11 protein-coding genes are annotated in these 15159 nt (G+C 71.6%); 6 read left to right on the top strand and 5 right to left on the bottom strand.

Going from position 1 to position 15159, the window contains the following annotated elements; translation table 11 throughout:
• Positions 1–103: 103 nt before the first annotated feature.
• The gene (locus ACGFNV_RS16965; protein ID WP_393623200.1) at positions 104–736 is read right to left on the bottom strand and encodes a hypothetical protein; all 633 of its coding nucleotides are present in this window, start codon (positions 734–736) and stop codon (positions 104–106) included.
• 73 nt (positions 737–809) lie between these two features.
• The gene (locus ACGFNV_RS16960) at positions 810–1646 is read right to left on the bottom strand and encodes an enoyl-CoA hydratase/isomerase family protein (protein WP_393623198.1); all 837 of its coding nucleotides are present in this window, start codon (positions 1644–1646) and stop codon (positions 810–812) included.
• 114 nt (positions 1647–1760) lie between these two features.
• On the opposite strand from ACGFNV_RS16960, the gene ACGFNV_RS16955 reads away from it, so the two are divergent.
• Together ACGFNV_RS16955 and ACGFNV_RS16950 are read left to right on the top strand one after the other, a co-directional pair.
• Positions 1761–2972, top strand: a complete 1212-nt coding sequence (locus ACGFNV_RS16955) for an acyl-CoA dehydrogenase family protein (RefSeq protein WP_393623197.1) — start codon at positions 1761–1763, stop codon at positions 2970–2972.
• A gap of 183 nt (positions 2973–3155) precedes the next feature.
• Positions 3156–4637 carry an MFS transporter gene (locus ACGFNV_RS16950; protein ID WP_393623333.1) on the top strand — a complete coding sequence of 494 codons (1482 nt, stop codon included), beginning with the start codon at positions 3156–3158 and terminating at the stop codon, positions 4635–4637.
• Positions 4638–4664: 27 nt separating this feature from the next.
• On the opposite strand, the gene ACGFNV_RS16945 is transcribed toward ACGFNV_RS16950, so the two are convergent.
• From ACGFNV_RS16945 to ACGFNV_RS16935, 3 genes are all read right to left on the bottom strand, one after another.
• A complete protein-coding gene (locus tag ACGFNV_RS16945) occupies positions 4665–7571 on the bottom strand; it encodes an ATP-binding protein (protein WP_393623196.1) in 2907 nt (968 codons plus the stop codon).
• Between the two features lie 162 nt (positions 7572–7733).
• On the bottom strand, positions 7734–8741 hold the full coding sequence (locus tag ACGFNV_RS16940; RefSeq protein WP_393623195.1) for a (-)-alpha-amorphene synthase: 1008 nt from the start codon (positions 8739–8741) through the stop codon (positions 7734–7736).
• Positions 8725–10209: a cytochrome P450 gene (locus tag ACGFNV_RS16935; RefSeq protein WP_393623194.1), complete on the bottom strand. Its 1485-nt coding sequence runs from the start codon at positions 10207–10209 to the stop codon at positions 8725–8727. The genes ACGFNV_RS16940 and ACGFNV_RS16935 overlap by 17 nt, the downstream gene beginning before the upstream one ends.
• Before the next feature lie 385 nt (positions 10210–10594).
• On the opposite strand from ACGFNV_RS16935, the gene ACGFNV_RS16930 reads away from it, so the two are divergent.
• The 4 genes from ACGFNV_RS16930 (at position 10595) to ACGFNV_RS16915 (ending at position 15133) form a co-directional block, all read left to right on the top strand.
• Positions 10595–11659: a glycosyltransferase family 2 protein gene (locus ACGFNV_RS16930; protein WP_393623193.1), complete on the top strand. Its 1065-nt coding sequence runs from the start codon at positions 10595–10597 to the stop codon at positions 11657–11659.
• Entirely contained in the window at positions 11656–12825 is a 1170-nt protein-coding gene (locus tag ACGFNV_RS16925) for a glycosyltransferase (protein ID WP_393623191.1), read from the top strand. Before ACGFNV_RS16930 ends, ACGFNV_RS16925 begins: the two co-directional genes overlap by 4 nt.
• Positions 12826–13008: 183 nt before the next feature.
• Positions 13009–13185 (top strand): CsbD family protein, encoded by a 177-nt coding sequence (locus ACGFNV_RS16920; RefSeq protein WP_393623190.1) that lies wholly within the window; start codon positions 13009–13011, stop codon positions 13183–13185.
• A 181-nt stretch (positions 13186–13366) separates the two neighbouring features.
• A complete protein-coding gene (locus tag ACGFNV_RS16915; RefSeq protein ID WP_393623188.1) occupies positions 13367–15133 on the top strand; it encodes a glycoside hydrolase family 15 protein in 1767 nt (588 codons plus the stop codon).
• Positions 15134–15159 lie beyond the last annotated feature (26 nt).

The raw sequence follows: 15159 nt of genomic DNA, 5'->3' as shown, positions 1-15159 counted from the left end.
GTGTCCGGCCGTGTGGCGGTCGTGGGTGCCTCCGGCCGCGAGGCAGGGGCGGGAGCCGGTGCCTCGGAGGGAGGTTGGGAGGCCGGCTCGCGGTCGGTGACGCTCAACCCCGGCTCCTGGCGACCAGTTCCTCTTCGAGGGTCTCGTCCTCGGCCCGGCTGATCCCCAGCACGAGCAGCAGCTCCTGGTGCAGTCGCATCCACACCGTGTGGTACGAGTCGCACAGCGGCGAGGCGAGCCACTCGTGCGCCCCCTCGTCGAAGCGGTCGAGGGCGTCCTCCAGGTCCGCGACGTACCGCCCGCTGCCCGCGAGCACCGGCTCCAGCCTGCGCAGCACCGGCTGGATGGCGTCGTGCACGTCCTCCAGCGACTCGCGCACCTCGGCGTCGTAGGCGCTGTCGGAGTGGTCGTTCGCGGTGCCGTCGGGGCGGCACTGCCAGGACGTGCACACCTCGCGGACCTGCCGGTTGACCGGCAGGAAGGCGTGGTAGGCCGCGGTGATCCGCTGCTCCTGCTCGGAGCCGGGGGTGACCCGCAACACTCGCGAGGCGGCCGTCCTGGCGCGCTCGGTCGGCAGCACCATCGGGCCCTTCACCATCGCCAGCCCGGCGTCGACCAGGGGCCGGTGCTCGGACTCGGGCCGGCCGCGCCACATGCCACGCAGAACGAGGTCGACCACGGCATCGGTGAGGTCCTCGTCGAGGGCGCCCGTCGGGTCCACGGCAGCAGACTGCATCGCCACACACCTTTTCCTCGGTTCCGTGTTGCCCGGAGGTTACGCTTCAGCCGGGTTGTTAGTGAAGAGGGATTCAAGAAACACTTTCCGGATCCCTCGCCCCGGCCCGGCCGTCGCCCGCTCCCGCGCGACCCCGGGCCGACAGGAACGACGCCATGCGCGCCTGCGCCTCGAAGCCCCCCGCCAGCGCGGCGATGGACCGCGCCTCCTCGGCCAGGTGGCGGCGCAGGCCACCCCCGCCCCCGTCGCCGCCCCCGTCTCGCAACAGCCGCTTCGCCGCGCGCAGCGCCTCACCCGGCCCGGCGGCCAGTTCGGCGGCGGTCCGGTGGGCGGCCTCGTCCAGCGCGTCCTCGTCGACGGACCGGGACACCAGGCCGAAGCGTTCGGCGTCGTCGCCGGTCAGGACACGGTTGGTCAGGATCAGATCCGCCGCGAGGCGAGGGCCCACCAGGCGCGGCAGGAACCACGAGGCCCCGCAGTCCGGGGTGAGCCCGACCGCGGTGTACGCCAGCCGGAACCGGGCCGACCGGGCCGCCAGGACGACGTCCCCGACCAGGGCGAGACCGATTCCGCCGCCCGCGGCCGCACCCCGCACCGCGGTCACCACGGGCACCGGCACCTCGTACAGGGCTTGTATCGCGGCATGGGCGGCGGTCGCCACGGCGCGCACATGAACTCCCGTCTCCTCACCGCGACTCGTGAAAGCGCGCAGGTCACCACCCACACAGAAGGTGCCGCCCGCTGATCGCAGCAGCACGGCGCCGCCGGGATCCGACGCCACCAGGGCGGTCGCGTCCCTGAGCGCCTCGGCGGTCCGCAGGTCGAGCGCGTTGCCGCGCCCCGGATCGTCGAGCCTCAACTCGACGACTCCGTCGGGGTGTCGGACGACCAGGACAGGCTGGGTGCTCATGGGGTTCCTCTCCCGTCACCGCCGAGTGTCACGCAGCAAGATACTGAAGACGCTGTACAGTTTCTAGGACGCGACGGGCGCCGATGCCCGTACGCCCGTCGGCGGGAGGTACCCGTGCCCATCCAGTTCGATGTCGATCCGCCCGTCGCCCGACTCGCCGAGGTCACCGCCGCGTTCGTACGCGACGTGGTGATACCGGCCGAGCGCGAGTGCGGCGGGTCCGTGCACGACGCCCCGGAGGACCTTCGGCAGACCCTCCAGAAGGGCGCCCGCGAGGCCGGGGTGTTCGCACCGCACGTACCGCCACGATGGGGCGGGCACGGGCTCGACCTCCGAGGGCAGGCGGTGGTCTTCGAGGCCGCCGGGTACTCGCTGCTCGGCCCGCTGGCGCTGAACTGCGCGGCCCCCGACGAGGGCAACATGCACCTCCTCGACAAGGTGGCCACGGAGGACCAGAAGGAGCGCTATCTGCGCCCGCTCGCCGCCGGTGAGGCGCGGTCCTGCTTCGCCATGACGGAACCGGCACCGGGCGCAGGCTCCGACCCTCGCTCCCTGCGGACCACCGCGACCCGGGTCCCCGGCGGATGGCGCATCGACGGGCACAAGTGGTTCATCACCGGGGCCGACGGTGCCGGCTTCACCATCGTCATGGCCCGGACCTCCGGCAGCCCCGGCGACCCGGGCGGCGCCACCATGTTCCTGGTCGACGCGGGCACCCCCGGCATGCGCATCGTCCGCAACATCGACACCCTCGACGAGTCGCTCTTCGCGGGGCACAGCGAGATCGTCTTCGAGGAGTGCGTGGTGGGGGAGGACCAGGTCCTCGGCACGGTGGATCACGGCTTCGACGGCGCCCAGGTCCGGCTCGGCCCCGCCCGGATGACGCACTGCATGCGCTGGCTGGGTGCCGCGCGGAGAGCACAGGACGTCGCACTGGAGAGGGCCGGGAGCAGGACGGCGTTCGGCTCCGTCCTCGGTGACCTCGGCATGGTGCAGCAGATGCTGGCCGACTCCGAGATCGACATCGAGGCGAGCCGTGCCCTCATCCTGCGCACCGCCTGGGAGCTGGACACCGGTTCCGCCGCCGCTTCCCAGTTCACCTCGGTCTCCAAGACGTTCGTCGCCGAAGCCGTGAACCGGGTCGTCGACCGGGCGGTACAGATCTGCGGTGCGCTCGGCGTCTCGGCCGCCGACGCCCCGCTGGCCCGCCTGCTCAGGGAGGTGCGGCCCTTCCGCATCTACGACGGCCCGTCCGAGACACACCGCTTCGCCATCGCCCGCCGCGCTGTGCGGCCCCACCGTCGGCCGGTGCAGCCGGCACCCTGATCGACTGGTGACGACTGGACCCCGGGCGTACGGTCGAACGGTGGAATCAGCAGTGGACGGCCACGTCCGCTGATCCCTCGCGAGGGCTGGACCCCCGAGAGTGCGAGCACGATGACCAGCAGACCGAAGCCGACTTCCTCACCCCAGACCACCTCCCGGGAACCGGGCGGTGGGGGAAACGCCATGGCGCTGCTGGTCATCGCGTCGTGTCAGCTCATGGTGGTGCTCGACATCACCATCGTGAACATCGCACTGCCGGACATCCAGCGTTCCCTGGACTTCTCTACGACCAGCCTGTCCTGGGTGGTCAACGCCTACACCCTCACCTTCGGCGGTCTCCTGCTGCTCGGTGGCCGGACCGGCGACATCCTGGGCCGACGGCGCGTCTTCATCTTCGGCGTCCTGCTGTTCGCGCTCGCCTCACTCCTCGGCGGGCTCGCCCAGAACGAGGCCCAACTCCTCGCCGCCCGCGCCCTCCAGGGAGTCGGCGGCGCCATCGCGTCCCCCACGGCCCTGTCCCTGATCAGTACGACGTTCCGCGAAGGCCCGGACCGCAACCGGGCGTTCGGGGTGTTCGCCGCCGTCTCGGCGGGTGGCGGAGCGATCGGCCTGCTCGCGGGCGGCATCCTCGTCGAGTGGCTGAACTGGCGGTGGGTGCTCTTCGTCAACGTCCCCATCGGCCTGCTCATCGCCCTCGCCGCACCCCGCTACATCAAGGAGTCCGAACGCCACCCGGGCCGCTTCGACATCACCGGCGCACTGACCTCGACCGTGGGCATGGTGCTCCTGGTCTACGGCTTCATCAGAGCGGCCCAGGAGGGCTGGCGGGACGCGCTGACACTGGCCTCGTTCGCCGGGGCCGTGGTGGTGCTGGCGGTGTTCATCCTGGTGGAGCGGCGCTCCCGCCAGCCGATCACCCCGCTGCACATGTTCGCCGACCGCAACCGGGCGGGCACGTACGGCATCATGCTGTGCCTCGCCGCGGCGATCTTCGGCATGTTCTTCTTCCTCACGCTCTTCGTGCAGAACGTCCTGAACTTCAGCCCGCTGCAGGCCGGGCTGGCGTTCCTGCCGGTGAGCGCGGTCATCGCGATCGGCGCGGGGCTGGCCTCACGGTTCCTGCCGACGTACGGCCCCAAACCCTTCATGGTGGTCGGCGCGATCCTCGCTGCGGCGGGGCTGTCCTGGCTGACCCTGACCGACATCCACTCCACGTACGTGGGCAGCGTCCTCGGCCCGATGCTCGTCTTCAGCCTGGGCATGGGCATGGAGTTCGTCTCGCTCACCCTGATGGCGCTCTCCGACGTCCCCACCGCGGAGACCGGCGCGGCCTCCGGCCTCCTCAACGCCACCCAGCAGGTCGGCGGCTCGCTCGGACTGTCCATCCTGGTCACCATGTTCGGCACGGCCAGCACCAACGAGGCGGAGAAACAGATCCCCCTCTTCCTGGAGCAGGCCACCCCCCTCGAACGCCTGCAGTTCCAGCGCACCGGCCAACTCCCGCCGCCCTGGGGCGACGAGGTCCTCACCGCCGGGGTCTCGGCCGCCTTCATCATGGCAGCGATCTTCACCGCCCTCGCCGCCCTGGTGGCCGTCGTCGTCATCCAGGTCCGCCCCTCCGACCTGGAACGGCTCAAGGGCGGGACCGGCGCCGGCCCGGTCTGAGACCGGACCGACGCGGAACGCCACGCGTCACGGCAGCGGGCGGGGATACGTCTTCAGGGCGTCGGCCAGACCGGTCGCGTCCGTGCCGATCTTGCGGTAGACGGCGGAGAGCAGCTGCCGTACCCCCTGCTCGGTGAGGTGCAGCCCTTTGGCGACCACCGCCACCGACTGCCCCTGGGCGGTCATCTCGGCGGCACGGCGTTCGTGCGCGGTGAGCGTGTCCGTCTGCGCGTACCGCAGGGGCAGCGGCCGCAGCCCCGCCGCCGAGAGTTCCTCCCTGGCCCGCGAGGCCAGAGTCTCCGCACCGCAGTGCACGGCGCTCTCGAGGCCCTGGTAGAGCCGGTCGGCCGCCTCCTGCAACCGGCCGTTGCGCGACAGCGCGGCCCCGTGACCGACCAGTGCCCTGGCCAACTCGTACGACGCCGGTGACCGTTCCAGGTGCTCCACGGCCTCCGCGTGCAGCTCGAGCGCCGCCGGCCCGCCTGTCACCTCGGCCTCGGTGTGCAGCGCCTGACCGATCACCGAGGCCGCCCCGAAGTCCCGCGCCCGCTTGGCGGCGTCCCGCGCGAGGTTCACCGCCCGCTCCGGATCCGTCGGCGCGAGAGCGGACGCCAGAACCAGCTGCCAGGCACACCAGGAGGGGTTCCGCCACGCCCGTGCCTCCAGCCGCTCACCCACGGCGGACAGCAGACACTCCGCCTCCGCGTGCCGCCCCTCCGCCAGCAGCAGCTCGGCGTACACCGTGCGCGGATCCGGGTAGATCACGGCGTTCGGCACCATCTCGCCGTACCGGTACTGGTCCGCGAGCCGCCGCGCGGCACCGACGCGGCCGCGGGCGAGCAGCGTCTGGATGAGGATGCCGATGGCGAACCATTGGGCGGGGACGGCGCCCTCGACGCGGTCGGCCGTGCTGAGGCCCTCCTTGACCCAGTGCTCGGCCTCCACCAGCAGACCCCGCCGGTAGCGGATGTAGCCGAAGAGCGTCTGGCCCAGGGCCAGGTGGGAGCCGCGCCAGCCCTTGTCCTGGCACTCGGCCATGCCCTTGGTGAACAGTTCCTCGGCCCGCCGCGGCTGGTCGCAGTACATGAAGGCCAGCGCGACGGAGACGGGCACCTCGAAGCCCCGGTTCTCGTCGGTCCAGCTCATTCCGTCGCGCAGGGCATCCTCCGCACACGCGAGGACGGTCTGCCGCGGCTCACCGCACACGAGGGCGTCCCACGCCCGCAATCCCAGGATGTAGCGCTCCTCCAGGTTGCGGCCGGTCAGCTTTTCGGACAGGCGGGCCAGTTTCCGGGAGCGGGCGATGGAGTCCGGCTCGTCCGTGCGGAAGGCGCTCCACACAAACTGATCGGCCTGCATGCGTAGCTTGATCTGGGAGTTGCCTGCCTTCTTCGCCTCGACGGCGGCGACGGTCGCGGCCTCGGCCAGCCGGTCGGTGTGGGCCAGTGCCTGGGCGAGCCGGTAGACCATGGAGGCGTGCAGGTCGGGGTCGACTCCGGGCTCCGCCAGCGCCTCCCTGAGGTAGCCGACCGTGGCCGTGGGTTCGATCAGGAAGGTCGAGCAAGCGAGTTGGTGGAGGATGGCCGCGCGGTCCTCGGGCGGGGGAGGCTCCCGCAGCGCTCGGGTCAGCACACGTCGGGCGGCCTCCGGCGCGCCGGCTCGCAGGTACTCATCGGCGGCAGCCCGAAGGCACGCGACGGCCTCGGGCCTTCCGTCGCAGGGCACCTCCAGCAGATGCCGGGCGGCGGCCGAGCTGGGCCCTGTGGCGCGGATGGCCTCGGCGGCCGCGTTGTGCATGCCGACGCGCAGGTTCGAGGGGATGTTCCGGTAGATCGTCGTCGCGATCAGGGGGTGGGTGAAATCGAGGCCGCCCGCAGGCGTGGTGCTGTCGGTCAGAATCCGCGCGGACCGCAGCTTCTCGATCGCTTCGGCCGCGTCCTCGATGCCGATCACCGCGAGGTTGGCCGCGAGGTCCAGTGAGATGGACTCACCCAGCACAGCGGCGGCCCAGGCGAAGCGGAGCGTGGTGCCACCGAGTTGCTTCAGACGCTCGATCAGCCCGGGACCCTTGATGGCCGCCGCGAGCTCCCTCATCACCGGCAACTCGTGCCGCAGACCCTTCATACGCCGTTCCCGCAGTCGACAGGCAAGCTCGACAGCTTCGAACGGGCTTCCCCAGGTGGCTCGCCAGCACTCGTCACAGAACTCGCCCTCGGCTCCCTCTCCGATCACGTCCCTGACGATTCGCGCCACGCTCTCCGCGCCGAGCGGCTCCAACGTGTGCGGACGGTTCCCCTGGTGTTCGACCAGCGCGCGGAAGGTGGTCCGGTCGGGCGGCAGATCGTCGGGCCGATAGGTGACGACGACCAGGAGCGGCAGGTCCACGGTCCGAGGCGCGAACGAGGCCAGCCAGCTGAGGGACTCGGCGTCGGCCCAGTGCAGATCGTCCAGCAGAAGTACGACGGGCGCCTTCTCCACCGCCAACCGTGTCATCACCCAGTCGAGGCCGTCGCGGACCCCGGTCGGGTCCGGTAGGTGGGAGGCATCCGTCGCCTCGAGGCCCAGGGCGCCGGCGACGGTGTCGTACCAACTCCCCAGGAAGGTACGACGCTCCGTGTCCTCCATCGCGGCCAACGCGGGCTGCAGAAGCTGGCGGACCACGCGGAATGCCAGCTCCTGCTCCTTCTCACCGCCCTTGCCTGAGAACACGGTGAATCCGTGTGCGGCGGCGCGGGCACGTGCCGCCGTGATGAGGGCGGTCTTGCCCAGCCCCGCCGAGCCGGCGTAGGCGACCACGCCGTTGCCCGACACCCGCGGTACACCCGGGACCGCGCCCTGGAGGTCCGACAGCGCGGATTCAAGTGCGAGTAGTTCCTCGTGGCGCTCGAGCAACGGACGAGGCTCGCCGTTCGGTTGCCGCAGCCCAGGTGCCATATGCGCTACCGCTTCCTGTCGTTCATCGGAGGAATGGGCGCCGAGCGTATGCCCTTCGGACGCTCGCTCGCCGAATTAAGGCATGGCGACGACAGGGAAGGGTGAATTATTCGCAGGATCTGCGTTGTGCGTCTGGCCTGCCAGTACTATGCCCCAGCCTCCTCACAGAAGGGCGGGTGCCGTCACGGTGTCCGCGTATCGGGGCGTGGTGCGGGACCAGAAGTAGCATCCGCGGATCCAGCCGACCATGCCTTCCACGTAACCGACGCCGGCGGGGCTCAATTCGGGCTCGATCTCTTCGTACGACGTCTCGAACTCCCGGATCGTGCAGTTGATCTGCTGGATCGCCAGCATGACGGCCATCGGCAGGGAGCACCGGTGCGCGCGCTGGTAGGCGAGGGCCAGGTTGATGATTCCGCCTCCCCGTTGCTCCTTCAGGGCGGAGAAGAGATCGGGAATCCACACCGCCGCATCGGCCGACAAGCGGCGCAAGCGCCGCATGACCGGGTGGTGGAGTTCCTCGGCGCTTACCTCGGCGGCCTGTCCGGCCTCGCACAGCGGATAGAAGGGCTCAACGCCCGCGATGAGTGAACGAATCGACTCGCACAGTCCCGTCCGCACACCCCCCACCTCCCCCTGCGCCACGGCCTCGTACAACAACCCGTGCACATACTCCCGGCTGTGCCACGCCCAGCGCGCCGCCTGCGCGGGCGTGCACCGGTCCTGGACCTGGCGGTGGAGGTCGGTCAGGGCCGCGCCGAGAGAGGTGCTGGGGGGTTCGCCGTCCCGGAGGATGGCGATGCTCTCGCACAGCATGGGCAGCAGGCGGCCGGCGCCTTGCCGGCCGATGTCCTCCGCGCGGTCGTCGAAGATGAACTGGTAGGCGATCTGGTTGGCCACGATCTGGAGGAGATCGACGTCCATCGTCGGGCTGTTGTAGGCGGCGAGCTCGGCGGGGCGGGTGCGGGCGACCATCGTCGCCACCCCGGGTTCGTCGGTCAGCCCCCACCGGCGCAACCATGTCTCGACGCCCGCCGCGGCCTCGGCCGCGTGGCGATTGCACTGGAACGGGAAGGGCATGTAGAGGTCCCTGTCGATCAGATCCCTGAGACTGCCGACCGAAGGAACGCTCTGCGGGGTCACCGCGATTTCCTCATGCGTCGTCGTCACCGTTGTCACCTGCCGTTCGGGAGTCCTGCACTCGTGGTGCTGCGGTTGCTCGGATGGCGAGGGAACGTGCACGGGATGTCGCGCCGAGCGGCGCGTGGACACGCGGTTCGCAGGTCATCACCAGCGAACGCGGGCCCAACGTCGCGGCGGGGCGCAGCCGTTCGGTGTATCCGGGGCGATGGCGCAGCCGCCACCGACCGGCGATGGTCGCGACGGCAACCATGGCCTCGGCCACGGCGAACCGGTCGCCGATGCACTTACGGCTGCCCGCGGAGAACGGGAGCATCGCGCCGTGCGGGACGGCGGTGGCCTGCCCCGGCAGCCAGCGGGCGGGGAGGAAGCGGTCGGGGTCGGGGAACGAGGCGGGGTCGTGCTGGAGCAGGTAGGGGCTGTACAGGACCGTGGCCCCCGCCGGCAGGCGCTGCCCGCCCAGGACCGTCTCCTTCGTGGTCAGGCGGGTGAAGAGCCAGCCGGGCGGGCGGTGGCGGAGCGTCTCGGTGACGACGCACCGGGTGTAGGTGAGGTGGGGCAGGTCCTCGGGCCCGGGACACCGTCCGCCGAGCACGGTGTCGACCTCGTCGTGCAGCCGGCGTTCCACCTCGGGGTGCCGTGCCAGGAGGTCGAAGGTGGACGCGAGGCACAGCGCGTTGCTCTCGGCCCCGGTGAGCAGGAACGTGACGAGCTGGTCGTGGACCTCCTGTTCGCTGATCGCCGCCGCGGTCTCGCCGTCGCCGCGCGTGGCGGCCAGCAGTGTGCCCAGCAGATCGTGCCGGTCGGCGCGCCGCGGGTCGCGTCGGCGTTCCTCGACGACTCCGTCGACGATCGCGTGGATCCGCTCGACCGCGCGGCGGTAGCGCCGGTTCGCCGGCGTCGGCACTCGGAACAGGGCGTCGACCGGCACGGCCGTACGGACGAACAGACCCCGCACGATGGCGGCGAGACAGTCGCGAACCTCGGCGGCCGTGGCCCGGTCGAGCGAATCGGAGAACAGAACGTGACTGATCACCCGGGTCGTCAGGGCCAGCATCTCCGCACTGACGTCCACCGGTTCACCGGCCCGCCACCCGCGGAACGTCGACTCGGCCTCACGGCCCATCAGTGCGGTGTGCTCCGCGATGCGCGAGGGACGGAAGTCGGTCTGCAGCAGCCTGCGTTGCCGCCGGTAGCTGTCATGAGGGCAGGTCACGAGACCGTTGCCCATCAGCGGGCGCAGCCTGTCGTACAGCGGGCCCCCCTTGTCGAAGGTGCGCGTGTCCATGAGCAGTTGGTGGACCAGCTCCGGGTGACACGCCATCCAGGCACGCAGGGGGCCCAGACGTATCTCGACCAGATCCCCGCGATCCGGCAAGGAATTCAGAAAATCCAGCGGCCGACGGAACAAAGCGATACCGTGACCGATGAAGGGGAATATGCCTGGCGCAGTACCCACCGTCCAGGCGTGATCTTTTTCAGGCGCGGCACCGTTCATCGAATACCACCTGCCTCAATCGACACACGAAATCGATGGCCGTTCCACCGATTTGTGTTCGAGTCTTGTACTGCCCAGTTCACCCTCCCTTCGGTGTCTGAATCGCCTTTACGCCGGGGCGCACAGGAGCACGAAGAGGCATTGCGTGGACTCGACTGTGACCCTTGGTGTGCATTGCACCGATTGACGGTCCTCTTTTGTCACACAGACGCTCTCACTCTCCGTGAGTCACCCGAATGCCGTACGCGGCCATGCCCCGAGCGGCGGTGCGGCGGACGCTGAGCGCGAGAGCTCGGGCCCGCCGACGGAGGAGACCCCGAATGACCAGCACCCTTACCCGGAACCAGAAGCACGCCGCCGTCGCCGCCGAAGGCGGGAGCCGCTGATGGTCCGGCGCGGAGTGGGAGCCTGGTACGCCGTGGTGATACCGGCGCTCGGGCGCCCCGGCCTCGCATCCTGCCTGCGCGCCCTGGCCGAGTCGAGCGGACCCGGACCAGTACGGGTCGTCCTCGTCGACGACCGTCCGCGAACCGGCGGAGCACCCCTCGCCACCTCCGTCCCACGTTCCCTGCGCTCCCGCACAACCGTCGTGCGCGGTGGTGGCCGAGGACCTGCCGCCGCCCGCAACACCGGATGGCGGGCAGCCGGACGTGTGCCCTGGATCGTCTTCCTCGACGAGGACGTCATACCCGGTCCCACCTGGGCCGACGACCTCGCCCTCGACCTGGCCGAAACCACGGACGACACCGCCGGCAGCACCGCCCGCGTCCAGGTGGCCCTGCCCGTGGACCGCCGCCCGACCGACTGGGAACGCACCACCGCCTGCCTCGCCGCCGCCCGCTGGGTCACCGCCGACATGGCCTACCGCCGGGCGGCGCTCGAGTCCGTCGGCGGCTTCGACGAACGCTTCCGCCACGCCTCCCGGGAGGACGCCGACCTCGCGTTCCGGGTCCTCGACGCCGGCTGGACCCTGACCGAGGGCGGCCGCACCACGACCCACTCCCCGCCCCCCGCCGACCGCTGGGCCTCCGTCCGTCTCCAGGCGGGCAACGCCGACGACGTGCTGATGACCCGGCTGCACGGCCGCGACTGGTGGCACCACGCGGATCCGCTACAGGGTCGCCTGCCCGGCCACCTCGCCGTGACGGCGGCCGGAGCGGCCACCGTCGCCTGCGCGGTGCTGGGCAGACCCCGCGCCGCCATGGCCTGCGCGACCGTCTGGCTGGCCGGCACGGCCGAGTTCGCCCTGTCCCGCATCCGGCCGGGCCCCCGCACCCGCGACGAGATCATCACCATGACCCTGACGAGCGCCCTCGTCCCACCCACCGCGACCTGGCACTGGCTACGCGCCCAGCTCACCCACCCGCTCCACCCACCCCACCCCACCACCGACGCCCACGCCGACCGACGGAAGCAGGGGGACCGGAGACCAAGGGGAGCGGCCGTATGAACACCGCCCCGACCGGCCCGGCCGCCCCTGGCGTCCTGGACATCGCACTGATCGCGGGGCCCGCCGAGGGCGGGCGGATCGCCCACCTTTCTCGCCTCGCGGGCGCGCTCGCAGACCGGGGTCACCGCGTCACCTTCCACACCCGCAGAGACACACCCGAACTGCCCGACCGATGGGCGCTGCGCGACGGCGTAGAGGTACACCTGGTACCCGCCGGACCCCCCGAACAGCTCCACGAAGCCGAACTCCTGCCCCACACAGCCGAGTTCGGCCACCACCTGGCGCGCATCTGGCGCAGACGACCCCCCGATCTGGTGCACTCGCACTGCTGGATCTGGGGCCCCGCCGCCCTGCGCGCGGCCCGCCAACACGGGCTGCCACTGCTGCACTCGTACCACGCCCTCGGCGCAGTCGAGCGACACCACCACCACCTCACCGACATGGGCCTGGCCTGCGACCGGATCATCGCCACTTGCCGGGACGAGGTCGCAGCACTGACCCGCATGGGCATCCCCGCCGAGAAGACAACCGTCGTGCCGTACGGCGTCGACCCCGACCGATTCACCCCCCACGGCCCCAAGACACCGCGCGGCGCCCACCCGTACCGCCTCCTCCAGCAGGGCACGGACGCGGCGGTCCCCATCGCCGCCCTGCCCCTCCTCCCGGGCGCCGAACTGGTCGTCGTGGGCGGCTCACCACCACGCCACCTGGACGAGAACTCCGACGTGCGTCGCCTGCGCGCCCTGGCCCAGGAGGCCGGCGTGGCCCACCGCGTCCATTTCACCGGCGGCGTCCCCGACGACCGGGTACCACCGCTCCTGCGCTCCGCCGACGTCATCGTCTGCCCGGCCGATCACGAACCCTTCGGCACCGTTCCCCTGGAGGCCATGGCCTGCGGCAGACCCGTCGTCGCCGACGCCGTCGGCAGGCACCTGGACATGGTCGCGGATCCAGGCACCGGCCGCCTGGTACCACCCCGCGACCCCGAAGCACTGGCCCGCGCGGTCGGCGCCCTCCTGGCCGACCCGGCGACCCGCGAGGCATGCGGAGCGGCCGCCCGCCGCAGAATCCTCGCCCGCTACACCTGGGCACAGGTGGCAGCGGCCACCGAAACCGCGTACTGCGAGACCCTCGACGCGGAATGGGCGGCCACAGGGACAAGCTGACGATGGCAGCAGCGCCGCACCGCCACACCCCCGACCCACCCACAGACGGGGCGACCCGCTCCCGAAGAACCCGGTGCACCAACTGCCCTGACTACAGCGCGTGATGCTCCAACGCGCGGCCGCGACGACTCCCGCTTACGTTAATCGGGCAAGCGACTCACCCCATCCCCCCAAGGAGGAGTCATGGCCCGCAAGGGTGGCACGGACAAGATCAAGGGCAAGGCCAAGGAGATGGCCGGCAAGGTCTCCGGCGACCGTCAGCAGGAGATGGAAGGCCAGCTCGACCAGGCCCGCGGCGAGGCCAAGAAGGTCCGCGGCAAGGCCGAGGAGCGCATGCAGGAGAAGCGCGACCGCACCTGACCGACGCCCTCCGAACCGCCGGACGGCGAGGCGAGGCCGGGGACCACCCGACCACCACTCCACCTCCGGCGGTTCCGGCTGTCCGAACAAGCTGAAACACCCTCGCCCGTTGCCCTACGCGCTCTCCGGGTACCTGTACCTCCCCGGAGCGCGGCGAACGGACAACGAAAGGCCGACAGCCATGAGCACCCCCTTTCAGCCACACGCGCTGCACGACTACGCGCTGCTGGCCGACGGGGAACGCGGCGCGCTGATCGGCCCGGACGGCGCCATCGCCTGGCTCTGCGCCCCCACCTGGCACGACGACGCCCTCTTCGCCGCCCTGGTGGGCGGCGGAGGCGCCTACGCCGTGACCCCCAGGGGCCGCTACGTCTTCGGCGGCTACTACGAAGAGGGCACCCTCATCTGGCGCAGCCGCTGGATCACCGACGACGGCATCGTCGAGTGCCGGGAGGCCCTCGCCTTCCCCGGCGACCCCGACCGCCTGGTCCTCCTGCGTCAGCTGCACGCCGTCGACGGTCCCGCCCGCCTCACCGTCGCCCTCGACCCGCACACCGCGTACGGCAGGGCCCCCCTCACCGCCGCCCACCGCGACGACGACGGCGTATGGCACCTGCGCACCGGCGACCTCCACCTGCGCTGGCAGGGAGCGGCCACCGCCGTCGCGGGCGAACAGGGCCTGACGGCCGACCTGACGCTGGAGCCGGGCGAGCACCACGACCTGGTCCTCGAATGCGCCAGGACCGAGCTGCCGCACGAGGAGCCGCGCCCCGACCGAACCTGGGCCGCCACCGAGGCGGCATGGCGGAAAACGGTCCCCGATCTCGAGAACACCATCGCCGTCGGCGACGCACGCCGGTCGTACGCCGTGCTGCGCGGCCTGACCGCCCGAGGCGGCGGCATGGTCGCGGCCGCCACCACCAGCCTGCCCGAGCGCGCCGAAGAGGGCCGCAACTACGACTACCGGTACGTGTGGATCCGCGACCAGAGCTACGCGGGCCAGGCGGCCGCGGCCGTGGGCTCGCACGATCTGCTGGACGACGCCGTCCGCTTCGTCTCCGCACGCCTGCACGACGACGGTCCCCGCCTGGCCCCCGCCTACACCGTCCACGGCGGGCCCGTACCCGAGCAGCGGGACCTCGACCTCCCCGGCTACCCCGGCGGCTTCGACCGCGTCGGCAACCGTGTGAACCGCCAGTTCCAGCTCGACTGCTTCGGCGAGGCCCTGCAACTGTTCGCCGCCGCCGCACACCACGACCGCCTGGCCCCGGACCACTGGAAGGCCGCCGCCATCGCGGTGAACGCCATCGCCGAGCGCTGGCGGGAACCCGACGCCGGCATCTGGGAGCTCGGCGCCCGATGGTGGACGCACAGCAGGCTGGCCTGCGTCGCCGGACTGCGCGCCCTGGCCACCGCGGCCCCCCGCCACCCCCTCGCCGAGACCTGCACCCGCCTGGCCGACACCGTCCTCACCACCACCGCGGAAACCTGCGTCCACCCCGACGGCCACTGGCAGCGCAGCCCCGGCGACCCCGCGGTGGACGCGGCTCTCCTGCTGCCCGCCGTACGCGGCGCACTGGGCGCTCACGACGTGCGCACCCGCGCCACCCTCGACGCCTGCCGCCGTGACCTCACCGAGGACCACTTCGTCTACCGGTTCCGCCACGACGACCGCCCCCTGGAGGAGGCCGAGGGCGCGTTCGTGATGTGCGGGTTCGTCATGGCCCTGGCCGAGCACCAGGCGGGCCGGACCGTCGCGGCGCACCGCTGGTTCGAACGCAACCGCGGGGCCTGCGGCGCCTCGGGCCTGTACGCGGAGGAGTTCGACGTCGCCCAGCGCCAGCTGCGCGGCAACCTCCCGCAGGCCTTCGTCCACGCCCTGCTCCTGGAGAGCGCGATACGGCTCGCCGGGACGCCGGAGGGGGTCCCGCGACACGGGACGACATGACAGGTTCGCCCGGTGCTCCCCGGGTA

The organism is Streptomyces sp. NPDC048751, from assembly GCF_043198595.1.
GTDB lineage: Bacteria > Actinomycetota > Actinomycetes > Streptomycetales > Streptomycetaceae > Streptomyces.
This window is presented reverse-complemented; position numbering and strand designations above follow the sequence as displayed.

Coding starts and splice junctions, on each gene's coding strand:
- ACGFNV_RS16965 (WP_393623200.1), bottom strand. CDS start 736: ATGCAGTCTGCTGCCGTGGACCCGACGGGCGCCCTCGACGAGGACCTC.
- ACGFNV_RS16960 (WP_393623198.1), bottom strand. CDS start 1,646: ATGAGCACCCAGCCTGTCCTGGTCGTCCGACACCCCGACGGAGTCGTC.
- ACGFNV_RS16950 (WP_393623333.1), top strand. CDS start 3,156: ATGGCGCTGCTGGTCATCGCGTCGTGTCAGCTCATGGTGGTGCTCGAC.
- ACGFNV_RS16945 (WP_393623196.1), bottom strand. CDS start 7,571: ATGGCACCTGGGCTGCGGCAACCGAACGGCGAGCCTCGTCCGTTGCTC.
- ACGFNV_RS16935 (WP_393623194.1), bottom strand. CDS start 10,209: ATGAACGGTGCCGCGCCTGAAAAAGATCACGCCTGGACGGTGGGTACT.
- ACGFNV_RS16930 (WP_393623193.1), top strand. CDS start 10,595: ATGGTCCGGCGCGGAGTGGGAGCCTGGTACGCCGTGGTGATACCGGCG.
- ACGFNV_RS16925 (WP_393623191.1), top strand. CDS start 11,656: ATGAACACCGCCCCGACCGGCCCGGCCGCCCCTGGCGTCCTGGACATC.
- ACGFNV_RS16920 (WP_393623190.1), top strand. CDS start 13,009: ATGGCCCGCAAGGGTGGCACGGACAAGATCAAGGGCAAGGCCAAGGAG.
- ACGFNV_RS16915 (WP_393623188.1), top strand. CDS start 13,367: ATGAGCACCCCCTTTCAGCCACACGCGCTGCACGACTACGCGCTGCTG.